The organism is uncultured Thalassospira sp., from assembly GCF_963976115.1.
Taxonomy (GTDB): domain Bacteria; phylum Pseudomonadota; class Alphaproteobacteria; order Rhodospirillales; family Thalassospiraceae; genus Thalassospira.
Map to the genome: position 1 here is coordinate 258,202 of NZ_CAXBJJ010000003.1, position 24,793 is coordinate 282,994.

18 protein-coding genes are annotated in these 24,793 nt (G+C 53.4%); 6 read left to right on the top strand and 12 right to left on the bottom strand.

All coding sequences use genetic code 11. The annotated features are described in order from the left end of the window. Window positions 1-337: 337 nt before the first annotated feature. From AAC086_RS04855 to AAC086_RS04900, 10 genes are read right to left on the bottom strand one after another with little or no spacing between them, the layout of a single operon-like run. A complete protein-coding gene (locus tag AAC086_RS04855) occupies window positions 338-736 on the bottom strand; it encodes a RidA family protein (RefSeq protein ID WP_339775968.1) in 399 nt (132 codons plus the stop codon). Continuing rightward, the gene (locus tag AAC086_RS04860) at window positions 726-1,208 is read right to left on the bottom strand and encodes a thioesterase family protein (protein WP_339775971.1); all 483 of its coding nucleotides are present in this window, start codon (window positions 1,206-1,208) and stop codon (window positions 726-728) included. The genes AAC086_RS04855 and AAC086_RS04860 overlap by 11 nt, the downstream gene beginning before the upstream one ends. Beyond that, complete coding sequence (gene kynA / locus AAC086_RS04865; RefSeq protein ID WP_339775974.1) at window positions 1,208-2,053, bottom strand: tryptophan 2,3-dioxygenase; 846 nt, start codon at window positions 2,051-2,053, stop codon at window positions 1,208-1,210. Before kynA ends, AAC086_RS04860 begins: the two co-directional genes overlap by 1 nt. Continuing rightward, a complete protein-coding gene (gene kynU, locus AAC086_RS04870; protein WP_339775976.1) occupies window positions 2,050-3,243 on the bottom strand; it encodes a kynureninase in 1,194 nt (397 codons plus the stop codon). The genes kynA and kynU overlap by 4 nt, the downstream gene beginning before the upstream one ends. Next, window positions 3,240-4,865, bottom strand: coding sequence for an AMP-binding protein (locus AAC086_RS04875; protein ID WP_339775978.1), 1,626 nt, complete (start codon window positions 4,863-4,865; stop codon window positions 3,240-3,242). The genes kynU and AAC086_RS04875 overlap by 4 nt, the downstream gene beginning before the upstream one ends. 15 nt (window positions 4,866-4,880) lie before the next feature. Then, window positions 4,881-6,038 (bottom strand): acyl-CoA dehydrogenase family protein, encoded by a 1,158-nt coding sequence (locus tag AAC086_RS04880; protein ID WP_339775981.1) that lies wholly within the window; start codon window positions 6,036-6,038, stop codon window positions 4,881-4,883. A gap of 2 nt (window positions 6,039-6,040) precedes the next feature. After that, on the bottom strand, window positions 6,041-6,853 hold the full coding sequence (locus tag AAC086_RS04885) for an enoyl-CoA hydratase family protein (protein ID WP_339775983.1): 813 nt from the start codon (window positions 6,851-6,853) through the stop codon (window positions 6,041-6,043). Beyond that, window positions 6,846-7,337 (bottom strand): MarR family transcriptional regulator, encoded by a 492-nt coding sequence (locus AAC086_RS04890; protein WP_339775986.1) that lies wholly within the window; start codon window positions 7,335-7,337, stop codon window positions 6,846-6,848. Before AAC086_RS04890 ends, AAC086_RS04885 begins: the two co-directional genes overlap by 8 nt. 2 nt (window positions 7,338-7,339) lie before the next feature. Further along, the gene (locus AAC086_RS04895) at window positions 7,340-8,101 is read right to left on the bottom strand and encodes an SDR family NAD(P)-dependent oxidoreductase (protein WP_339775989.1); all 762 of its coding nucleotides are present in this window, start codon (window positions 8,099-8,101) and stop codon (window positions 7,340-7,342) included. A gap of 2 nt (window positions 8,102-8,103) precedes the next feature. After that, complete coding sequence (locus tag AAC086_RS04900; RefSeq protein WP_339775992.1) at window positions 8,104-10,398, bottom strand: bifunctional salicylyl-CoA 5-hydroxylase/oxidoreductase; 2,295 nt, start codon at window positions 10,396-10,398, stop codon at window positions 8,104-8,106. 217 nt (window positions 10,399-10,615) lie between these two features. Here AAC086_RS04900 and AAC086_RS04905 point away from each other — a divergent pair, with 217 nt between their 5' ends. The 6 genes from AAC086_RS04905 to AAC086_RS04930 all read left to right on the top strand — a co-directional run bounded on the left by AAC086_RS04905 (window position 10,616) and on the right by AAC086_RS04930 (window position 22,382). Beyond that, window positions 10,616-11,467 carry an alpha/beta hydrolase gene (locus AAC086_RS04905; protein ID WP_339775994.1) on the top strand — a complete coding sequence of 284 codons (852 nt, stop codon included), beginning with the start codon at window positions 10,616-10,618 and terminating at the stop codon, window positions 11,465-11,467. A 1-nt stretch (window position 11,468) separates the two neighbouring features. Then, window positions 11,469-13,418 carry a 3-hydroxyacyl-CoA dehydrogenase NAD-binding domain-containing protein gene (locus tag AAC086_RS04910; RefSeq protein ID WP_339775995.1) on the top strand — a complete coding sequence of 650 codons (1,950 nt, stop codon included), beginning with the start codon at window positions 11,469-11,471 and terminating at the stop codon, window positions 13,416-13,418. A gap of 558 nt (window positions 13,419-13,976) precedes the next feature. After that, window positions 13,977-15,128, top strand: coding sequence for a UDP-N-acetylglucosamine 2-epimerase (non-hydrolyzing) (gene wecB / locus AAC086_RS04915; RefSeq protein WP_339775997.1), 1,152 nt, complete (start codon window positions 13,977-13,979; stop codon window positions 15,126-15,128). Continuing rightward, window positions 15,125-17,299, top strand: coding sequence for a cyclic di-3',5'-guanylate-activated glycosyltransferase NrfB (gene nrfB, locus AAC086_RS04920; protein WP_339775998.1), 2,175 nt, complete (start codon window positions 15,125-15,127; stop codon window positions 17,297-17,299). Before wecB ends, nrfB begins: the two co-directional genes overlap by 4 nt. Then, window positions 17,296-21,522 (top strand): hypothetical protein, encoded by a 4,227-nt coding sequence (locus AAC086_RS04925; protein WP_339776000.1) that lies wholly within the window; start codon window positions 17,296-17,298, stop codon window positions 21,520-21,522. Before nrfB ends, AAC086_RS04925 begins: the two co-directional genes overlap by 4 nt. Continuing rightward, on the top strand, window positions 21,522-22,382 hold the full coding sequence (locus AAC086_RS04930) for a DUF4434 domain-containing protein (protein WP_339776002.1): 861 nt from the start codon (window positions 21,522-21,524) through the stop codon (window positions 22,380-22,382). Before AAC086_RS04925 ends, AAC086_RS04930 begins: the two co-directional genes overlap by 1 nt. 73 nt (window positions 22,383-22,455) lie before the next feature. Here the strand turns inward: AAC086_RS04930 and AAC086_RS04935 are convergent, their stop codons facing one another. Together AAC086_RS04935 and AAC086_RS04940 are read right to left on the bottom strand one after the other, a co-directional pair. Continuing rightward, entirely contained in the window at window positions 22,456-23,874 is a 1,419-nt protein-coding gene (locus AAC086_RS04935) for a TolC family protein (RefSeq protein WP_339776004.1), read from the bottom strand. Window positions 23,875-23,901: 27 nt separating this feature from the next. Beyond that, window positions 23,902-24,789, bottom strand: a complete 888-nt coding sequence (locus AAC086_RS04940; RefSeq protein WP_339776006.1) for an efflux RND transporter periplasmic adaptor subunit — start codon at window positions 24,787-24,789, stop codon at window positions 23,902-23,904. Between the last annotated feature and the right edge of the window lie 4 nt (window positions 24,790-24,793).

Below are 24,793 nucleotides of genomic sequence, written 5' to 3' on the forward strand. Positions count from 1 at the left end.
GTTGTTTTCCACAACGAAAACGCATTGACGCAAATGCAGTCTATCGTGAAACACCGCTTTTCATTTTAATTCCGAAATGAAAAAACAACAAATGACGTTGTTTAGTTTTGCCGCAACAGCCTGAAGAGAAAAAGATCTTTTTAGATAGTTTCAAAACATCCTAATAAAAATTATTCATCGATAACACCCTGATTTATGTTAATTTAAGGACGTTCATAAAATTCTAACAAACATATTTGCCACTCTCATATCCACCCCAAGAATATTACAAAAATACCGGCAAAAGCATGTATTGCGGTTGCCGGTATCACTTTGCGTTTTCGCAATATCATACGCGTTAGTCGGGGATAACCGCCGTTGCTTCAATCTCGACCAGGGCTTCATCCTCAACCAAAGCGCGCACCACGACCATTGTCATGGACGGGAAATGCTTGCCCAGAACCCGGCGATAGGCTTCGCCGACTTCGCGCTGGTGGTTTAGATAATCCTGCTTTTCGGTAACATACCAGGTCAGACGGCAAATATGTTCGGCCTGTCCGCCTGCGGCAAATACCACGGCCAGAATATTGCGTAACGCCTGTTCCATTTGGCCGACAAAATCACGGGCTTCAAACACCTGATTTTCGTTCCAGCCGATCTGCCCGCCGACAAACAGGGTTTTGCCGCTTGCCAGCACGCCATTGGCATAGCCTTTTGGCGCGGTCCAGCCTTCGGGCTGCACGATTTTATGTATCATGATGGTCCTGCTTGTTGATTTGATGTTGCAACGCTGCGCGCAAGTCGGCTGGCCACGGTACAGACCCGGCAATGTCCTTGCGGGTAAAAACCAGCGTCGATGTCATGGTAAAACGATCCGTTCCGTCCGGGTCATCGGCCGGTATTGCCATGATGCGCAAATCAATGCTGCTGCGCCCCACCCGTTTCACATAAAGCCGAAATTCCAGCACGTCGCCCAATCGGCTGGGATGCCGAAAATCGATATTGATAGCAACTGTTGGCACTGCGGCGGCCATGTCACCATGGATTTTGGCAAAGCTGAACCCCAATGCCGTCTCAAACCATTCTTCGACCGTGGCATTGACCATTTCAAAATAACGCGGATAAAAAACAATTCCCGCCGGGTCACAATGCGCAAATCCTACCTTGTGGCGACAGGAAAAGGCAGGCCGTAACAACAGCGCGGATGCGGGTTCTATTTTGCGCCCCATCACAGCACCGTCCGAACACGCCACAATTCGGGAAACAATTCCACCTCTAACATGCGTTTAAGATAACTAACCCCGCCAGTCCCCCCGGTGCCGCGTTTAAAGCCAATCACCCTTTCGACCGTGGTGACATGGTTAAACCGCCAGCGGCGAAAATAATCTTCGAAATCGACCAGCTTTTCGGCCAGTTCGTATAGCTGCCAATGATCTTGCGGCGACTGATACACCTTTTGCCAGGCCGTAATCACGTCATCGGAAGGCTGATAAGCATCGGACACATCACGTTTCAAAACAGGCTCGGGCACCGCAACGCCAGACTGGTCTAGCAGCCACAATGCCTCGTCATACAGGCTGGGTTTTGCCAGCTCAGTTTCCAGTATCGCCAAAATATCGGGCCGGTGAGCATGGGGTTTTAGCATCGCCTTGTTGCGATTACCCAGCATGAATTCAACCATGCGGTATTGCCACGACTGAAACCCGGATGACGGCCCCAGGGCATCGCGAAAGGTGGTGTAATCGCTGGGTGTCATGGTGCGCAAAACATCCCAGGCGTTATTAAGCTGTTCAAAAATGCGCGATATCCGGGCCAGCATTTTAAAGGCCGGTTGTAATTGCCCGGCCCGCATGGCGGTGCGTGCGGCATCAATTTCGCGAATGGCCAGTTTCATCCACAATTCAGACGTCTGATGCTGAATAATAAACAGCATTTCATCATGGGCGTCACTTTTGGGGTGCTGCGCGGTTAAAATCGCATCCAGCGACAAATAATCGCCATAGGACATTTTGCTGGCAAATTCGGTTTCCGCCCCTTCGGAAGACGGATCATAGGGTGTGTTTTTGGTTTTCATGTCACAGCCTGACGTTTTTTGTATTCTGCAACATCCCACAGGCGGTTTTCCATAATATCGGCCAAAATATTAATCCCGGCTTCCACATCCGCTTCATCAAGATAAAGCGGTGTGAACCCGAAACGTATCACATCGGGCGCGCGAAAATCGCCAATCACACCCCGCGCGATCAGGGCCTGCATTACCGCATAGCCATCATCACACCGGAAGGATACCTGCGACCCGCGACATTCGGCATTTCGCGGACTAACCAGGTCGAGCATCGGGCAGCTTCTTTCAACACCGGCAATAAACTGTTCGCATAATTCAATGGATTTGGCCCGAATGTCGGCCATGTCCACATCGTCCCAAACATCCAGTGCGGCATCGAGAATGGCCAGTTGTATAACCGGCGGCGTGCCCACACGCATCCGTTCAATACCCGGGGCCGGTTTATAATTGCGGTCAAAGGCAAAGGGGGCGGCGTGCCCCAACCAGCCCGAAAGGGCCGGGCGCACCTGATCAACCAGATCGGGCCGAACATAAATAAAGGCAGGCGCACCGGGGCCGCCATTGAAATATTTATAGGTGCAGCCAACGGCAAATTCGGCGTTGCAACCGGTTAAATCCACCGGCACCGCCCCGGCGGAATGGGCCAGATCCCAGATCACGACAATGCCGAGTTCATGGGCTTTTTGGGTCATTGCCGCCATGTCATGCATACGCCCGGTACGATAATCGACCTGGGTGAGCATCAAAACAGCAATATCGCTGCTTAAGGTTGCTAGCACATCTTCAGGATTGACGGTTTTTAACACATGGCCCTGTTCTAAGCTGTCGATCAGGCCCTGGGCCATATAAAGATCGGTCGGGAAGTTGCCATTGTCAGATAAAACCACTTTGCGGTCAGGGTTAAGCTCCAGCGCACTTGCCAGCGCCTGATAGACCTTGATCGACAGGGTATCACCCATAACAACACTGCCATCGGGTGCGCCAATCAGGCGGGCAATACGGTTGCCCACCCGGCCCGGCAGAGCCATCCAGTTGGCATCGTTCCAGCCACGAATAAGCATTTCGCCCCACTGATCGGCAATGGTGGCGCGCGCCCGTTCAATCGCGGCCTTTGGCATCGGGCCAAGAGAATTGCCATCAAGATAAATCACATCGGATGGCATATGAAAAAGTGCCTTACTGGCAGCAAAGTCCGTCATGCTGCGGGCTCCTGTTTTAATCTGAAACGTTGTATTTTGCCGGTTGCCGTTTTGGGCAGGGCATCGGTGAAAATTATGGATCGGGGATATTTATAGGGCGCAATCGTCGCCTTCACATAATCCTGCAACAGCTTTGCCATTTCCGGCGACGGATTGGCCCCGGCATTTAACACCACATGGGCCTGCACAATTTGGCCGCGGTCGGTATCGGCAGCGGAAATAACGGCACATTCGGCCACATCGGGATGGGCCAGCAAAGCGGCCTCAACCTCTGGCCCGGCAATGTTATACCCCGCCGAAATAATCATATCGTCGCTGCGCGCGGCAAAATGAAAATAACCGTCTTCATCACAATGAAATGAATCCCCGGTCACATTCCAGCCATCGCGCACATAATCGCCCTGCCGGTCATCGGCCAAATAGCGACACCCGGTTGGCCCCCGCACCGCAAGGCGGCCCACCGCCCCGAGCGCAACATCGTTCATATTCTCATCAACAATGCGGGCCTGAAAACCCGTCACCGGTCGCCCGGTGCAAGCCGGGTGGCTATCGCCAAACCGGTTGGAAATAAAAATATGCAACATCTCGGTCGACCCAATGCCGTCGAGCATCGGTTTACCGGTTTTTTCCATCCATGCCTTGTAAACCGGGGCGGGCAAGGTTTCGCCCGCCGAAACGGCGGCACGCAAGGACGATAAATCGGCCCCGTCTTCCATCGCAGCCAACATCGCCCGATAGGCCGTAGGCGCTGTAAAACAAATGGTTGCCTTATAAGTTTCGATAATTTCGATCATGTTGGGCGGCGATGCCTTTTCCAAAAGCGTTGCGGTTGCCCCAAAACGCAACGGAAACACCGCCAGCCCGCCCAAGCCAAAGGTAAAGGCCAGGGGCGGCGACCCGACAAACACATCATCAGGCGTTACTGCCAAAACTTCTTTGGCATAGGCATCGGCAATGATCAAAAGATCGCGATGAAAATGCATGGTGGCCTTGGGCTCGCCCGTAGTGCCCGATGTAAACCCGAGCAGGGCCACGTCATCGCGCCCGGTTTTCACGGCGCTAAATTTCACCGATTTGGTCAGGGCAACGCGGTCAAGCTCGGCATCATGGTTGGCGGTGCCGTCAAAGCCGATCACCTTGTGCAAAAACCGGCTATCCTTGGCACAGGCAACCATTTCATCCATCAGCCTTGTGTCGCACAGGGCAAAGGCAATTTCTGCCTTATCAACAATTTTGCCAAGTTCGCCTGCACGTAACATCGGCATGGTATTAACCACCACCGCGCCAATTTTTGTCGCCGCGAGCCAGCACGCCACCATCGCCGGATTATTGGCCGAGCGGATCAACACCCGGTTCCCCGGCGCAACCCCGTAATCCTCGGCCAGGGCGTGGGCAATACGGTTGGTCCAGTCCGATAATTCCTTATAGGTGCGCTGGCGGCCATTGCCAATCAGGGCGGTGTTATCGCCAAATCCCCGATCCACCATGCGGTCTGTCAATTCGACCCCGACATTGATATGGTCAGGATAGTCAAATCCATCCAGCAGAAATTCCGGCCAGGTATTTTCTGGCGGTAAATTATCGCGGGTGAAGGTATCTGTATGTGCGGTTGGTCCCAGCATGATGAAGCCCCTGAATTATGTCTGTGCCAGCGTTTGCCGTGCGATGATTATTCTTTGGACGTCAGATGCACCTTCATAAATCCGAAGGGCACGGATCTCCCGGTACAGGCGTTCAATGATGTGCCCTGATCGCACACCATCGCCCCCATGAATTTGCACCGCCTTGTCGATGACGGTTTGAGCATGATCGGTTGAAAAAAGTTTCGCCATCGCGGCTTCGCGGCTGACGCGCGCAGCCCCGCTGTCTTTTAACCATGCGGCGCGATACACCAAAAGCGCGCTGCTATCGACATCCAGTGCCATATCGGCCACGTGCCCCTGTACCATTTGCAAATCAAACAAGGGCGCACCAAACAAATGCCGATTTTGAACACGATCAATGGTTTCATCCAGCGCACGCCGCGCAAAGCCAAGGGCGGCCGCCGCCACGGTAGCGCGAAAAACATCCAGCACCGACATGGCAATTTTAAAGCCCTGCCCGCCCGAGCCAATGCGGTTGCTGGCCGGAATGCGGCAATCGGTAAATTTCAACCGCGCCAGCGGATGCGGGGCAATGGTTTCCAGTCGCTCGGCAATTTCAAGCCCCGGGGTATCACCCGGCACGATAAAGGCCGACAGCCCTTTGGCCCCGTCCCCTTCGCCCGTACGGGCAAAAACAACATAAAAACCGGCGATGCCGCCATTGGAAATCCAGGTTTTTTCACCATTCAACACAAAGCTGTCGCCATCGCGGGTGGCCGATAAGGTTATATTTGCAACGTCCGACCCCGATTGCGGTTCGGTCAGGGCGAAGGCCGCCAATGCCGTGCCATTGCGCACCTGTGGCAGCCATTCGGCCTTTTGCGCATCTGTGCCAAACAGCGAAATCGCGCCGCTGCCCAATCCCTGCATGGCAAAGGCGAAATCGGCCAAACCATCATGGCGGGCCAATGTTTCGCGGATGATACACAGGCTGCGCACATCAAGGCGCGATTGTGCATCGTCGGGGTTTATTGTGGCGTAGGTTAACCAGCCGCCCTGGGCCAATTTGGCAACAAGGGCGCGGCAACTGTCATCGACATTGCCATGATCAACCGCTTGCAGATTTTCAATTGCCCAGTCATCCAGCCTTTCGGCCAGTTCCCGGTGGGTATCGTTAAAAAACGGCCAGTCGCGCCATGATCTGTCGCCCATGATCAATCCCCCTTGAAAACCGGCTTTTCGCGGGCGACAAAGGCATCATAAGCACGTTTGAAATCGGCGGTTTGCATACACAGGGCTTGCGCCTGGGCTTCGGCCTCTATTGCCTGTTCAATGCCCATATTCCATTCCTGTGCCAGCATGGTTTTGGTCATCATGTGGCCAAAATTGGGGCCTGCGGCAATGCGCTGTGCCAGTGCAATGGCGTCGCTTTCCAACGTGTCGGCATCAACAATCCGGTTATAAAAGCCCCATTTTTCGCCTTCTTCGGCACTCATGGATCGCCCGGTATACAGCAGTTCCGCCGCCCGCCCCTGGCCGACAATGCGCGGCAATATGGCGCACGCACCCATGTCACAGCCCGCCAGCCCGACACGGGTAAACAAAAACGCGGTTTTGGCATTGACCGTGGCCAGCCGCAGATCCGACGCCATCGCGATAATGGCACCCGCCCCCACACACACGCCGTCCACCGCCGCAATCACCGGCTTGCCACACGCCACCATCGATTTAACCAGATCACCGGTGAGCCGGGTAAAGGCCAAAAGACCCTTCATATCCTTGTCGATCAGCGGGCCGATAATATCGTGAACATCACCACCCGAACAAAAATTGCCCCCGTTCGAGGCAAAAACAACGGCTTTGATGTCATCGCATTCCGGCAACATGCGAAACATGTCGCGAAGTTCGGCATAGCTTTCGAATGTCAGCGGGTTTTTACGATCCGGCCGATCCAGCGATACCACCGCAACATCACCTTCCATCCGCCATTTAAAATGAAGGGGCTGAAAATGGGTCATATCAGTCATGGGTCTGTCCCTTTCGGCTTTGTACACGCCGTAAAATAGCAATCAAATCGCTGGCATCCTTGGCATTCATACCGTCAAACAAATCACTGACCCAGCCTTCATGCACCAGGGCGCGGCGGGCAAAATCGGCACGGCCTTCGTCGGTCAGCTTCACAATCAGGGCACGACGGTCGTTTTCCACCGCCACACGCATCACCATGCCTTCATTGACCAGCCGTTCGACAATGCCCGTGACATTACCGTTCGACACCATCAGCGATTTTGACAGCGCACTCATGCGCAGGCCGTCTTTGGCGCGGTAAAGAGCGGCCATGACATCAAACCTCGGCAGGGTGCTGTCATATTCCACCCGCATTTTTTCGCGCAGTTCGCCTTCGGTTTGACGCGAAACCCGCAATATCTGCAGCCAGGCCCGCAGGCGCGCCTTTGAAAGGTCGCTGGTTTCTTCACCTGTTTCCGGGCGCGAAAGGTTCGGATCGTCCATTTTCATATTTCCCCCCCCGAAACCGAAATCGCCTGCCCGGTGATCGCCCCGGCCCCCTGCTGGCACAGCCACAGCACGGTTTCGGCAATTTCGCGGGGGGTAATAAAACGGTTCTGCGGGTTGATTTTTGCCAGGTTGGCACGGGCGTCGTCGATGCTCATGCCGGTTTTTTGCGCGATATTGGCAATCGATTGCGCCAACATCGGCGTATCGGTAAAACCGGGGCAAACAGCGTTAACCGTAATCGCACTGCCCGCAAGTTCGGCCGCCAATGCCTTCACCAACCCCACAACGCCATGCTTGGCGGCACAATAGGGCGCAACATAACCATATCCCTTAAGCCCGGCTGTTGACGCAATGGCAATCAACCGGCCCGGTTTGGCTTTGTCCATCACCCGCAGGCCTTGCTGAAAGCTATGGAACGTTCCCGTCAGGTTAACGTCGATGGTTTCCTGCCAGCTCTCAAGCGTGGTTTTGCCAAAAGGCGCACTTTTCGCCATGCCGGCATTGGCAACCACCATATCGGGCGCGCCGACCTGTTTTACCATGCCCTCAAACAGGTTTACCATTGATGCCGGGTCAGTCACATCGGCCACCATCGGAATAATGGCATCATGTAAGGCGGCAATTTTGCCAAGCGCATCTTTATTGCGCCCAGCAATCACCACCTGCATGCCCTGTGCGGCCAGGATTTGGGCCATTTCAGCCCCCACACCACTGCCACCGCCTGTTATCAGGGCTGTTTTCACGGCCAATTCGGGCATGGCTAAACCTTCCCTGTCATCTGATCGGTGCGTTCCGCCAGCCGCCACATCTGGTCGCGCCCCGGATGATAGGGTTTGGGCCATTCTTCGGTGCGGTTGCCCAGTTGTGCGGCCGCGTGCAAGGTCCAATACGGGTCGGCAAGGTGCGGGCGCGCAAGGCATACAAGGTCGGCACGACCGGCCATCAATATCGAATTGGCATGGTCCGGTTCATAAATATTCCCCACCGCCATTGTCGCAATGTCGGCTTCATTGCGGATACGGTCGGAAAACGGGGTTTGGAACATGCGGCCATAAACCGGGCGGGCATCGGTGGTGGTTTGCCCGGCGGAAACATCGCAAATATCAACGCCGTTTGCTTTCAGAATTTTGGCAATTTCAACCGCGTCTTCAGGCGTAATACCGGCATCACCCACCCAGTCATTAGCCGAAATGCGCACTGCCAGCGGCTTATGATCGGGCCAGACCGCCCGCACCGCCAAGATAACCTCCAGCGGATAGCGCATCCGGTTTTCAAGGCTGCCGCCATAGGCATCATCACGATGATTGCTGACGGGCGTTATAAAGGATGACAGTAAATAGCCATGGGCGGCATGAATTTCGATCATGTCAAACCCGGCGCGATCCGCCATTTGCGCCGATGCCACAAACTGATCACGCACCTGGTCCATATCATCGCGGGTCATGGCGCGCGGGGTTTGATTACGCGCCGACCACGCAACGCCGGATGCGGCCATAATCGGCCAGTTATCGCTTAAAAGCGGCGCGTCCATTTCTTCCCACCCCAGTTGGGTTGACCCCTTGGCACCGGAATGGCCGATTTGCGCGCATATCTTTGCATCGGTTTCTGCGTGAACAAAATCAACAATGCGGGCCCATGCGGTTTCATGGGCGGGGTCGTAAAGGCCGGGGCACCCCGGTGTGATACGGCCTTCGGGCGATACACAGGTCATTTCGGTATAAACCAGCCCGGCCCCGCCTTTGGCCCGTTCTGCGTAATGCACCAGATGCCAGTCGGTCGGCGTGCCATCGACCGCCTTGTATTGGGCCATGGGCGAGACAACAATGCGATTTTTAAGCATCATGTCGCGCAGCTTGAAGGGCACAAACATCGGATGGCGCGGGGCTTCGACCGTGGCAATACCTGCTGAATGCTGAAACCAGTTTTCGGCCTGCCCCAGCCATGCCGGGTCGCGCAGGCGCAAATTTTCGTGACTGATGCGCTGGGACCGGGTGAGCAGCGAATAGGTAAATTGCACCGGATCAAGGCTGAAATAACGTTCGATTTCCTCGAACCATTCCATCGAATTGCGGGCCGCCGATTGCAGGCGCAAAACTTCCAGCCGTCTTTCATCTTCATATTTGGCAAAGGCGGCAGGCAAATCAGGCTCTGTATGCACATATTGCGCCAGTGCAATCGCACTTTCCAGCGCCAGTTTGGTGCCAGACCCGATGGAAAAATGCGCCGTTGCCGCCGCATCGCCCATCAGTACAATATTGTCATGCGACCAGCTTTTGCACAAAACACGCGGGAAACTCAGCCATGCCGACCCGCGAATATGGTTGGCATTCGATATCAACGCATTGCCACCCAGATATTTGGCAAAAATTGCCTCGCAGGTGGCAATGGATTGTTCCTTGCTCATGCCGGCAAAGCCATAGGCCGCCCAGGTTTCCTCGGAACATTCAACAATGAAGGTCGCTGTATCGTCGTCAAACTGATAGGCGTGCGCCCACACCCAGCCTTTATCGGTTTGCTCGAAAATAAAGGTAAAGGCATCGTTGAATTTTTGATGGGTGCCAAGCCAGACAAACTTGCATTTTCGGGTATCAATGTCGGGCTGGAAATGCGGGGCCAGTTCGGTGCGGGTACGCGAATTCAGGCCGTCACACGCCACCACAAGGTCATATTCCGCAGCAAGAACACGGGCACTTTCAACCTCGGCACCAAAGCGCAGGTCAACCCCCACATCACGGGCGCGTTGCTGTAACAGAATCAGCAGTTTTTTGCGGCCAATACCACAAAACCCGTGCCCGGTCGAAACAATGGCCTGATCCCGAAAATGAACAGCAACGTCATCCCAATAGGAAAAATTTTCCCGAATGGCGGCTGCACTTTTTGCATCGTTTTCCGACAGATTGGTCAGGGTTTCGTCCGACAGAACAACCCCCCAGCCAAAGGTATCGTCGGGTTGATTGCGTTCAAACACGACGATTTCGTGCGCGGGATCACGTAGTTTCATTGATATGGCAAAATACAGCCCCGCCGGACCGCCACCAAGACACGCTATTCTCACCTGATCCCCCTTTTATTGTCGCGATGAGTCGGGATGAATGAAAAGACGGTACGCCTTTTTGCGATTAGTTCAAGCATAAATATTTTATGTTTAAAACAAATGCGCGATTGGTTAGGCTAGCTCAAACACATCTCATAAATGCCTGTTTCCTTGTACGCCTTGGGCAATCAATCCAGTGTATGTGTTTGTGAATAAAACAGAAAAAGGAAACCCTGCCATGATTAAGGATTGGGACGACGCATACGCCAACGGCGACCATATTGAAAATGCCGCCAGTTACCCCGTCACCTGGGCCGCAGCGGCAGCAGATTTTCGCAATAACATACCGCCATATGGCAGAGCTACATTTGACGTTTCCTATGGCTATAAGGATCGTGAAAAATATGACGTGTTTTTGCCTCAAGACAGCGCCAAAGGCCTGGTCGTTTTTGTTCATGGTGGCTACTGGAAGGCATTTGACAAATCATATTGGTCACATCTGGCAAAGGGCCCGCTCCAACAAGGCTGGGCTGTTTTCATGCCAAACTATACCCTGGCACCTGATGCACGGCTTGCAGAGATAACCCGGCAAATGGGGCCTGCCATCGACCGTATGGCGAGCAAAATGCCCGGGCAACCCCTCCATTTGGTCGGCCATTCTGCCGGGGGGCATCTGGTCAGCCGCATGGTGTGTGACGACAGCCCGCTATCCCCCACCACACTGGCCAGCATCCGGCATGTTATGTCAATCAGCGGCCTGCACGACCTGCGTCCGTTGCGCAACACAACAATGAACAACACACTCAATATTGATGCCGACGAAGCCATAAGCGAAAGTCCCGCCCTGCGAAACCCCGCCATGCCGGATGGAAAACCCGCATCGGTAACGTGCTGGGTCGGGGCAAAGGAGCGGCCCGAATTCATCCGCCAAAATGACTTGCTGGCAAATATCTGGACCGGTCTGGGTGCCGCCACCCAAAGCATCCACGCCCCCGCGAAACACCATTTCAATGTGATTGACGATCTTTGCGACCCGCAATCAGACATGACCCGCTGCCTGTTGACCGGCATTATCGAAGATGGAGAATAACATGGCTGTCGTTTCGGTAGAATTTTCACAATCCATTGCCGTAATTCGCATTGATAACCCGCCAATCAATGCCACCAGCCACGCTGTGCGCGCCGGGCTGATGGAAGCGATTGATCAGATTGCGCAAAATACGACCGCTACGGCAGCCATCTTAATCTGTGCGGGCAAAACCTTTATTGCCGGTGCCGACATTACCGAATTTAACCAGCCGCCCCAGGCCCCCTTGTTGCCCGATGTGATTTTACGGCTGGAAACACTGAAAATTCCCCTCATCGCGGCCTTGCATGGCACCGTTCTGGGCGGCGGACTGGAAGTGGCCCTGGGGTGCCATTACCGTATCGCCACATCCGATGCCAAACTTGGCTTTCCCGAGGTTAATCTGGGCCTGATCCCCGGGGCCGGTGGCACTGTGCGTGCCCCCCGACTGATTGGCCCACAACATGCCTGCACATTGATTGCCGAAGGCAAACCGGTTTTGGCCGCCGTGGCACGCGATTGGGGTTTGATTGACAAGATTGCCGATCAGGACCTCGAACAGGCCGCCAAGCGCTTTGCACAGTCCGTTGCCAAACTGCCGCTTCCCGCGGCACTGGCAGACCGACCCGTTCCTGATGGTGCCGTCGATTGGGATCAAGTGATCCAGAAAACCCGGCAAAAGGCCCGGGGAGCAAACGCGCCGGTGGTGGCGATTGAAACCATCCGGGCGGGCCTTGCCTTACCTGCACCAACGGCACTCGCCCTTGAACGCCAACAATTTTTAGAATTACGCGATAGCAAACAGTCCCAAGCCCTGCGCCATATTTTTATGGCAGAACGCAGTGTTGGCAAACTTGCCAGCCTTAAAGAAATAACACCTGCCCGCATTAACCATGTTGGCATTATTGGCGGCGGCTTGATGGGGGCCGGCATTGCAACGGCCTGCCTGCTGGCGGGCTATAAAGTCACCATGATCGAACGCGATGACAAAACCCTTGAAAACGGCACGCATACTGTTATCCACCATCTACAAACCAGCCGGGATCGGAAAATAATATCCGAAGCAATTTATAACCAACACCTGGAATCCTTTACCGGCAGCACCGATTATCATGCACTGGCAAACTGCCACCTTGTTATTGAGGCAGTTTTTGAAGATTTCGCGATTAAAACAGCAGTTTTAACCGCTGTTGAAAATGTCGTCTCCCTAAATACATTGATTGCAACAAATACATCATATCTTAATATTAATGCGCTAGCCGAATCGATGCGCCAGCCAGAACGGGTCGTTGGCCTGCATTTTTTCTCGCCTGCCCATATTATGAAGCTGCTTGAAGTTGTTTGTACAAACCATACCAGTGCGCAAAACATTTCAACCGCCCTGGCATTTGCCCGTAATCTCGGTAAAATTACCGTTCCCACCGGGGTTTGTGACGGTTTTATTGGCAACCGGATTATGTCGGCCTATCGCAAGCAATGCGAATACATGATCGAGGATGGCGCCTACCCCGAACAGATTGACGCCGCCATGACTGATTTCGGCTTTCCGATGGGGCTGTTTGCCATGCAAGACATGGCCGGGCTGGAAATTTCGTGGAATACCCGAAAAAGACAAGCCGCAACCCGCGACCCCGATGAACGTTATGTCGCCCTTGGTGATTATCTGTGTGAGCAGGGGCGATTTGGCCGTAAGTCCGGTGCGGGCTGGTTTTTATATGAAAATGCCAAAGCCGCACCAAAACCGGACCCGGTCGTTACTGCCATAATCGACCAGGAATCAGCACGTAAAGGCATCACACGGCGCCCTTTCTCGTATGACGAAATCATTCACACTATTCTGACAACGATGCAGCAAGAAGGTCAAAAAATTGTGAATGAAGGGATCGCCCAAACACCAGATGCGATTGATGTTGTCATGGTCAATGGCTATGGCTTTCCACGTTGGCGCGGCGGCCCGATGTTTATGGCCCGTTAACCCGCCAGATTGCCCCCTCACCACCTTTATTCACCGATCAAAAAAGCGTCCGCCATAGCGCACCTTCCTGTCGGCACCCCAATAAACCAAATAGGGATTTTTTCACAATCTTAATTAAACCTTAGGTGGTTTTGTTAATAACAAATAACAGCAATTATAAATAACACCCTCCAAAATCAGCAATTGAAAAAATCCCCTCCCTTTTTAAGGTCAATCAACCAACCTTACATTTTAAGCATGCTTGATTCTCAAACTTTCGCGACCTCATTGTAATAATTGGTCAGAATTGATTTTTTGACATCGCATTTTCTGACGCGCTATATAATTCCCGATCACATGCCTCAAATTTAATGTTTCCAGAAATTTTGGTGATTTTGCCAAATGTTTCGCTTTTTGCGTTCCGTGGAAAAGGATTCCGGTTCGTCAGGTTGAAACACTTAAAGTGCCAATCTGCAACTATCCGTAATTGCGACATATCTAACTAAAGAACGAGAATTTTCTCGTGACGATAGATCGGGTCGAAACTTCGCAAAAACACAATTAATAATTGAGAGCCAAATGAATTTAAAAGTAATGATGGTTTTTGGCACGCGGCCAGAGGCAATCAAGATGGCCCCTTTGGCGCGCTTGATGCTTAACCATCCCGATATTGATTTACACATTTGTTCTACAGGTCAACATCGCGAAATGCTGGCTTCTGTCATCGATGCTTTCGGGCTTCAGGTAAATGAAGACCTGAATGTAATGACCAAAAACCAGACCCTGAACAGTCTTTCACAGCATCTGCTGGAAAAACTTGATGATGCTTATGCCCGCTACAATCCCGACATTGTTCTGGTTCATGGCGACACCACAACCAGCTTCATCGCCTGCTTCGCGGCCTTCCATCGTCACATCCCGGTTGCCCATATTGAAGCAGGATTGCGCACCGGCGACCTGCAATCGCCCTGGCCCGAAGAAGCCAATCGGCGGTTAACGGGTGTTTTGGCCGATTTGCATTTTCCGCCAACCGATGCGGCACATCAGAACCTGATAAACGAAGGTGTACCCCCCGATCATATTATTGTAACGGGCAACACAGTCATTGATGCCTTGCTATGGATGAAAGACAGCCTGAAACACACAAACTGGTCACCATCCGCAGGGTCGGATCTTGCACAAATAGATCAAGGCCGCAAAGTGGTGCTGATCACCGGGCATCGCCGTGAAAGCCTGGGGCACGGGTTTGAGCAGATTTGTCTGGCCCTTTGCGATCTGGCCGCCCGCTACCCCGACATTTTGTTTGTTTATCCGGTTCATCTTAATCCGCAGGTTCATGATGTCGTGCATCACATGCTGGGCAAGCAGGCCAATATCCTGCTTGTTGCCCCCCAGGACTATCGCCATTTTGTCTGGTTGATGAACCGGGCCTTTTTGATCCTGACCGATTCTGGTGGTGTGCAGGAAGAAGCCCCGGCACTGGGCAAGCCCGTACTTGTTCTTCGCAACGTTACAGAACGCCCGTCGGGACAGCCCGATGACCAGGCGATGCTGGTTGGCACCGACAAGGACAAAATTGTCCGGCAAGCCAGCCGCCTGATCGATGATCCCGACTATTACAGCCGCTTTAGCAAACCCCATAGCCCGTTTGGCGACGGCCATGCCTGCGAACGGATTATTGAACGTTTATGCGTATGGAAACATATGCAAACGCTGGATAAATGCGCATGAGCTTCGAACTGGTTGATGCCCTGATCTACGTATTTTATGCCCTGAAATTTGTTGTCATCGTTCTTGCTGGCACCATTTTTCTGTTGGGCATAGATGATCTGTTCATCGATGTTGTTTATTGGACCCGAAGCCTCTACCGAAAACTCCGTATCTATGACAAACATCCCCGCGCAGACCAGAAGGTCCTCTACCGTGTGCCTGAAAAGCCCCTCGCCATTATGGTGCCTGCCTGGAAAGAGGTCGGCGTCGTGGGCGAAATGGCGCGACTGGCCGCGGCAACACTGGATTACGAAAACTATCAGATTTTCGTGGGCACCTACCCGAATGATCCCGATACCCAGCGCGATGTTGACGCGGTGTGCCAGCAATTTCCAAATGTCCACAAAGTCGTATGCGTTCGTCCCGGCCCGACCAGCAAGGCCGACTGCCTGAACAATATCATTGATGCGATTTTACATTTCGAGGCCTCCGCCCGCATCCAGTTTGCCGGGTTTATTCTGCATGACGCCGAAGATGTGATTTCACCGCTTGAACTGCGTCTGTTTAACTTTCTTCTGCCCAAAAAAGACCTGATCCAAATTCCGGTTTACCCCTATCCGCCAGAATGGTGGGGCTTTACCGCAGGTCACTATGCCGATGAATTTGCCGAAATGCACGGCAAGGACGTCATCGTACGCGAGGCCCTTTCCGGCCAGGTCCCCAGTGCCGGTGTTGGCACTTGTTTTAGTCGCCGCGCCATCGCCGCCCTGCTGGAAGACGGTGACGGCATTGCCTTTGACGTCCAAAGTCTGACCGAAGATTACGACATTGGCTTTCGCCTGAAACAAAAGGGCATGGTGTGCATTTTTGCCCGCTTTTCGGTGTCCGACCCCGACCTGGCCCTTAAAACCCGGTGGGTGCCGGGCATGGACCCCGTCACAACACAGGTCATATGTGTTCGCGAGCATTTTCCGCGTTCATTTACCCACGCCGTTCGACAGAAATCGCGCTGGATTACCGGCATTGTGTTTCAAGGGACAAGCAATCTGGGATGGAGCCCAACGGGCATCATCAATTACTTTTTGTGGCGTGACCGGCGCGGTTTGCTGACCAACGTTTTAGGCTTACTGGTTAACATCCTGCTGCTTGTAACACTTGTTACATGGCTGATAACCAAACTGGTGCCCGATGCGTGGCACTTCCCCTCCATCCTTGGCGACGATATCCTTTTACAAACCGTACTTTTGTGCAATGGCATCCTGCTTTTGAACCGCCTGTTCCAGCGGTGCTTTTTTGTCACCCGGTTTTATGGCATCCATCAGGGGATGCTCTCCATTCCGCGCGTGGTCTGGAGCAACATTATCAATTTTTGCGCCAATATACGCGCCCTGCGCCAGGTTGTTGCAATCGGTGATTCACGCCGTGTGGCATGGGACAAAACCTCGCACGAATTTCCAACACTCGGTGCCGCAACCCGCGTTCCGATTGGCCAACGCCTGATCCAAAAGGGCCTGTTATCGCCCGAGCAGCTTGAAGCAGCCATTACCAGCCCGGAGCGCCGCCGCCTGGGCCGAGAACTTTTGATGCGCGGTTTGATTAACAGTGTGCAACTGGTCGAGGTTCTTGCCGAGCAAGCCGCGATGCCGTGGGGCACCCTGAATCCTTTCACCATTGACCCGGCCATTATCTCGCATTTTCCGCCTCATCTGGCATTGCGCTATGCCGTCGTCCCGATAGCACTGGAAGATGACACCCTTGTGCTGGCATGTGAACGCCCGATCAGTCAGGTGTCGCTTGGGGCCATCAGCCGCCAGTTAAAGAAACCGGTAAAATGCCAGCTTGCACCGCAAGGACGCGTCACCCTCGCCCTGCGCAACTGGTATAGCGACCGGCACATGAACAAAGAAACCCGGTATGTCCTTGAATTTGCCAACGCAAACAACAACAATCCCGATCTGATTGAACGCATTTGCCTGCATCAGGTCATGTTGGGCGATCTTTTACAGGTCAGAGGGATTGTATCGGCAGCCTTGTTCAACCAGGCCTTGATCGATTATGACCCGGAAAAAGACTCACTTGGTCAGCATTTGATCAAACGGGGCATCATTACCCAACAAAGGCTGGAAGAAGCCCTGCAAGATCAACATCGGGAACAATACGAAGCATACAAGTTCGCGACGGAGGCCGCGTGATACGCCGCTGCATAACCCGTCTGTTGCTGGCAATACTGCTTGTTGCCAGTGCTTGGCCTGTTGCAACGTCACATGCAGCATCGCTTGACAAATTTGCTGATTTTCGCAGTTACCCCTATCTGGACAAGGCTTACCGCGAAGCCCGCAGAGAAAACTGGCCCGAAGTTGACAGCCTGATGACGCATTTATTGGGGCTTGTCCCCGAAAATGAAGAAGCCCGGCGTATGCAAATACAGGCCCGGTTAAAACAGGGGCACTATGAGCAAGCCCTTGAAAGTGCCAACCAGCTAACGGACGCCACCCAGAAACAATCGACCCTGCAAGATCTGCGCATCAAATGGATTGCGGCATCGCCGCCGGATGCGTCGCAGGTGAAAGAATGGCTTGATAGCACGATAAAAATCAGCGACCGCGAACAATTATGGCGCGCCTATGCCAACGCCTTGTCGCAACGACCAGACGGCGACCAAAAAGCGCTGGCATGGCTTGAAAGTGTTCAGGGCGTGCAGGACATAACATCCTTGCGGCGTGAACGCGCGGTATGGGCAGAAAAACTTGACGACTGGCGCACCATTATTGCCCAGCTTGCCCCTTTGGCGCAACAAGATCGAATTTCACCAAAGACATGGAACCGCCTGGCAACGGCCTATGTCAATTTGCAAGATGAAGCTGGCCTGAAGGCATTATTGCCCTCCGCACCAGACACCCAGGCTGCCATTGATACAAAACTGGCGATGGCGAACCGCGCCATTGCCCTTGGCAATGTTGCAATTGCCAAAAACTGGTTACAGGCTCTTCCCCCCGCCATGCGCGACGATAAAGCCCAACAGCAAAACCTGTGGGAACTGGCACAGGCAAGCGGTGATACAAATTTGTATCTTACGACCAGCAATAATCTGGATCGCCCCTGTCTGGAAATTGCCGAATGGCTGTCGCGCAACGACAAGGCATTGGCCTTGCAACAGTTTGCAAAATGCGATGCCAGGGCCGATCCGGCCAAATGGCTGATACTTGCACAGCGGCTTGACGCGATTGATTTGTTAAAAACCCAACCCTTGCCAGAACAATTTCAAGATGATCGCCAAAATGTTCTTGTCAGCATGTGGCGCAATCGCGGGCAGCAGGACACAGCCCTGGCCTGGCTTGAAAGCCAACCCCAGACAGCAAGCACCCTTAATCTGCGCGGGGAAATATTGCAAAACCAGCACAACGATGCCGCCGTCGAAGACGTCATGACGCATTTGTTAAGCCTGGCACCTGATAATAATGAAGCACGGCGCACACTGGTACAGGCGTATCTAAGACAAGGACAGTTTGAAAAGGCAGTTGAGAATGCCAACAACCTGCGGGATGGCCCACAAAAGCAAGCCATCCTGCAAGAACTGCGCATCAAATGGATTGCAGCATCGGCACCAGATGCTTCGCTGGTTAATCAATGGCTGGACAACGCCCTTGATCCCAAAAATCGCGAACAATTGTGGCGTGCCTATGCGACGGCCTTGTCGCGGCAACCCGATGGCGACAAAAAGGCGCTGGCCTGGCTTGAAACAGTTAAGGGCGAACACGACATCACCGCCTTGCGGCGTGAACGCGCTGTCTGGGCGGAAAAACTTGATGCATGGCAAACCATTGTGGCCGAACTTGCCCCCATGGCCAAAACCAATACCCTGTCACCGACAACATGGCATCGACTGGCAACTGCCTATGTCAATTTGCAAGATGAGCCCGGCCTGACATCATTGTTGGCAACCGCACCAGACATGCAAGCGGCCATTGATGCAAGACTGGCGATGGCAAGCCGCGCCATTGCCCTTGGCAATGTTGCCCTTGCCAAAAACTGGTTGCAGGCTCTTCCCCCCGCCATTCGCAACGGCCACGCCCAGCAACAAAAGCTGTGGGAATTGGCACAGGCAAGCGGGGATGCACATTTGTATCTTACGACCAGCAATAATCTGGATCGGCCCTGCCTGGAAACAACCGAATGGTTATCGCGCAATGACAAGGTGTTGGCTTTGCAACAATTTGCAAAATGCGATGCCCAAACCAACCCGGCGACATGGCTGATCCTTGCACAGCGACTTGATGCGATTGAGCTGTTAAAAACGCAACCCTTACCGGATAAGTGGCAGGACGAACGCCGCAATATTCTGGTCGGTATCTTGCGTGATCGTGGCGCACAGGACGCAGCGCTTTCATGGCTTGAAAGCCAGCCCCAAACCGTGGACAACCTGAAACTGCAGGCCGAATTATTACAAAGCCAGAATAACGATACCGACGCCGAAAAATACTGGCTGGCGGTATATCGCAAATCGGGCGACTTTAACGCACTCGATCAGGCGAGTTTCCTGGCGTTAAAAGACCACCGCAACACAAATGCCAAAACCCTGCTTGAGCAGGCCTATGACCAGCGTAAAGGCAAACTTCCCGACGCATTATTGCACCGACTGGCTGCATTTTACGCCCAAAACATTACCGATCGCGATTTGCCACGCGTCAAACAGTTGATGACGCAAATTGATGGTACAACCCGTGGCCTGTTGCTTGCACAGCTTGCCAAAGGCAACTATTGCAGCATCGTTGCGCAAACAACACACGATGTGCCAAACGAACCTGCGGGCCTAGGCGCGCTGGGCCAATGTGCCATGAAGACAATGCCCGGTGTTGCCTCGATCTATTATCAAAAGGCCGCAGATCTGGGCGATGACAACAGCCTGCCTGCCCTGGCTTATGCGCTCGAAGCAGGTGGCAGCCCGGAACAGGCATTGAAAATCTGGCAAAAAGTGCCGGCAACGTTAATGTCGGACAATGCCCTGCTAACCGCAGCCCGCAGCGCCCTTGAGGCAGAAAAACCCGATCAGGCCGAAGATTATTGGCTGCGGCTGCCAAAATTGACCCGGGCAAATGACTGGGCCTTGGGTGCCACCATTGCCGAGGCCAAAAACCAGCCCCAGCTTGCCCTGCAACGCCAGAAACAGGCCCTGCGAAACAACCCGTCGCCTGAAAACTACTATGCGGCGGCGGCAACAGCGCAAAAAGCAGGCGATATGCCGCAAAGCACAGCATGGCTGCGCAAGGCGAATGCGTTGCAACCCGAAAACACACGTTACAACGCCGATTTGGGAATGCGGCTGGCCAGCCTCGATACACCGGATATGCAAAAAACAGCCATTCCCTATTTGGAAAAGGCCGTGGTCGATTATCCTCATGACTATCGCCTGCATGAAACGCTGGCCACTCGGTATAACGCTGTTGAAAACAGTGCTGCGGCACGGCAGCAACTCGAACAGGCGATTGACCTTGAACAATATCCTGTCAGCTTTGGCGATGATTATGGCAGCCTGGACGCACGCCGTTACCGTCAACGGCGCGCCCACGAAACGCTGGAACGCCGCAACAGTGTCACATTGGCCAGCACATGGTCGCCTGCAGGCGTAACGGACTTTCCACTTGGTAATAATACCATCGAACGGCGTTCGGCATCGCAAAACGTGCAAACACTTATGTGGGATCATGCTTTGGGCGAAGAACCCGTGCGCAATGGCAGCACCTTATCGGTTTATGGGCGTGTTCTGATTGGTGGCAATGGCCATAGCCGCTATGGCCAAACCGTTGGAACCGGTGCTGGTATGCGTTACAAGCCATTTGGCGATTATAACCTGAACCTGTATAGCGAACTTTACAGTCAGACACGACGCGACAAAAGCGGTGCACCTGGCATCAAAACCGGCGATATTTTGGACCTGTCGAAATTGATGGATGGCATCAGCGATGCTGCAAACAACAACAAGCGCGACAACGACCTGATATTGCGGGCAACGGCATCCTTTTTCGATCAGAACGAATACCGCAATGACTGGCGCGTTGATGATGACGACTGGAACGAACGCTTTTTAAGCATCGATCTGTCATGGTGGACAAAATCGGGCAATCACATGGCCTTGTCGCGTTTCCAGCAGGGACACAGTTTTAAACTCCCCACAGAAAGTCCCCAGACCATCATGCCCTATGGCTTCATCGAAGCAGGCGCACAAGACCCGAATAATACCTGGCGCCAGGATCTGCGCGCCGGGGTGGGCGTGCGCTGGCAATTATTCAGCGATGACGACAAATACAATGCCTATCGCACCCGGATTAACGCACGAATAGAAGTTCAAAAGTCATTGGGTGGTAACCTGTATGAGGGTGCGAGCGGTATGCTATTCGGGCTGGAGATGAATTTTTGATGCGATTTCTTGTCACCGTCATCCTGATGCTGATCACAAATTTGCCATTGGCAAATCCTGCAAAGGCAGCAATGCCCGAAACCGTTTTTTACCAGCCCGTGGAAACGGATCGCAGCATCACCCCGTCCCAATGGCAACAAATATGGCGCAACAGCGCAGATCACGGGGTTAAAACCGTGATTGTGCAATGGACATCGCATGGCGGTAATGATTTTGGCGGAACAGACGGCTGGCTGGCAACAACATTACGCCTTGCCCGTGAAAATGGTCTGGCGCTGATTATCGGCCTGCATATGGACCCTGATTATTACGCGCGCCTGTCTGAAATCGATACGGCCGGGACCCAGCCCTATCTGGAAAATCAGTTGGGGCTATCGTTGCATCAGGCGGATGTTATCAGAAACAAGTGGCACCTTGATGCCAAGGGCTGGTATCTGCCGCTGGAACTTGATGACTTGAATTTTCAACAAAAAACCAGACGCGACATCATTGATCAACAATTGCGCGATCTGGCGGGCCACCTTGATGCGCCATTGCATGTCAGCAGTTTTAGCGGCGGCAAACTGACCCCGGATGCTTATGCAAAATGGCTTGTCTCGCTGCGAAAAAGCGGTATTCACGTTTGGGCCCAAGATGGCACCGGCACCCAAACCCTGCCGCCCATCGCCCGCCAGGCTTATCTTGAAGCCCTGCCCTGCGACATTGGCATTGTGCTAGAGGCATTTAAGCAAACCAGCAAGCCAAACCGGAAATTTAGCGCAATCCCTGCAACACCGGACCCGTCCTATTCACAATGCCATCCGGTTTCCGTGTTTGAACTGCGCTATCTGCCATGGGGCGCTTTGCTGCGTCAACCTTGATCTGCCAAGCAACACAGCCCCGTCAGGAAAACCTGACGGGGCTGTGTTGCTTTAGAGATGATCGGTAAAACAGTTACTGAACAGAAATTGGCATGGTGTCGTGGCCATACTGGCTAAAATCGGTGCCTGCTGTAATCATCGGCAACGTCGGATCTAACAACTGATTGATCGAGGTAACCTGTTCCTGACCCAACGTGCCGGTCACCTGATGGATCAGGGCATAGTTCAAAAGATGGCTATAAATAGCTGCCAATGCCTGACGTTCCATGGCAAACAGGTCTTCATCTTCGTCAAGGACATCCAGCACGGTTGACTGACCGGCATCGAACTTGATTTTCACGGCATCGACAATGCGGCGATGAGTCTGAACGCCCTTCACCAGCGCTTTGATACGGTCCGGGCCATTGACCAGTTCGGTAATGGTGCCAGAAACCGTTTCGCGCAATTCACGTAAATAAATTGCCCGCTGATACCGGGCCTGATCAACCTGGCTTCTGGTTTCCAATGCTTCGTAACCACGGCCGCCCGGGTTAAACAGCGGCACATTCAAGCGCAGCATCGCAACACCTTCGTGGGTCAGGCTGCCGCCCCCAAAAAGCGATCCGCCTGAATCCAGTCGGGTATCGGTAAAGATGAAATCGAAAGTCGGCATCGCCTGGCCGACATCGGCAGCCAGTGCCGCCCGGCGTTCGTCGATGGAATAGTCCATAGCGCGTACGCGCGGGCTGGTTTTCAGGGCCGCGTCCAGCCAATCATCAACATTGATGTCATCAAGTTTGGGCAAGGCGACATCACGCGCCAATGTTGCAAGTGATGCAGGCAGGTTACCAACGCGCCGTTGCAATTGGGCAAAAGAACGCTGATAGGATGTGCGCGTGGCGACCACACGGGCATCGGTTTCGGCCAGGCGGGCTTCAACCAGATCGGCCTCGTATGATGTTGCCAGCCCCTGCTTTTGCCGGGCAGAAACATCAACCTGACGTTCCGCCATCGATGCATGTTCGATCCGGGCAAGCCGTGCATCATCCGCTGCGGCCAGAGTACTGAGATAGGCCTCAATCGCCTGATAGCCGACATCCTGTTTTGCCGTTTCAAGCGATTCTTTCAGGCGCATCCGCCCCATATCGGAACTGACAATATTCATGATCGTTTCAAAGTTGAAGATATGCTGCTGCAACTGAAACGTTCGACGGCGGTTGTCAAAGTTGCCCTTGCCAAGGGCAAACACCGTGTTATCTGACCGGTCAATGCGCTGTTTCACCCATTCACGATCAAATGTCGCCGAAACTTCGGGAAGATATCCCATAAAAGCATTCGTCTGACGGGCAACACCTTCGCTGACCTGTTCTTCCGCAAGCGAAATATTGGGGTTCCCGGTTATGGCCATTTGGTAGACGGTCGAAAGATCTTCTGCGATTGCTTTATCTGAGAAGCCAGAAGCAGAGATCCCAAGTACGAACGCCGAAACTAAAATTTTATTTTTCAACATCATGCTCTCCAGACGAATATTAGGACCTGGTCACTTCTTGTTCGGTGACAGGAATTGAATATGACAACCAATTCCCGCGGGAATGGCCAAATCGGGATTTGGCAAGACTATTCGCATGCCGAATGTTTTGCTTTTGGGTTCAACAATCTGATCGACCAATGAAACCACTGCATCGCGGGCTTGCAGGTTCGGGCCTTCGAAATTGACAGAAACCTTTTCGCCTTTGTGGTATTTGCCAAATTGCGCAACAGGTAAGGACACTTCGACAAAAAGCGGGTCCAATTGCGCAATCAAGGCAATCGCCTTGCCATCAACCTGTTCTCCGACCGACAACAACTTTTCAATCAGGACACCGTCAATCGGGCTTGTGATCATACGGTCTGCCAACTGAGCCTTTGACAGGGCCAGTTCTGCCTTCATAACCGAGATGTTTTCCCGCGCGGCTTCATAGTCCAGGCGAGCACTATCACGGTCGGTTTCCAGGGTATCGATTTCCTCCTGGGTCATCAGCTTTGCCGCCCGCAACTTTTCTGTGCGCTTGATGCGGCGTTCGGTAAATTCGAGCTGGCGTTTACGCGCATCGACCGAACTTTGCGATTGCGACCGGACTTTTGCGTAATTAACCTGCGCCTTTTCAACTTCGGCCTGCAATTCGGCGATAAGCTCGCCTTTTTTAACCCGTTGGCCCCGGTTGGCATACATGGCGTGAATAACACCATCAACCGGGCTTGCCAGTTCAACCAGTTCACTGGCACTGACCTGACAGACGTTTTGTTCAACACCAACCTGCTGGTCGCCCGCCTCGTTCCCCTGTCGCGCATTTTCCAGCAATTGCGCAAATGCATCATCGGCAGGCGCAGCATCGGCCTGCGCCTGTGCGGGAACGGCTGTCGCCCCCCAAACAAGACACAGCGCCATAGCA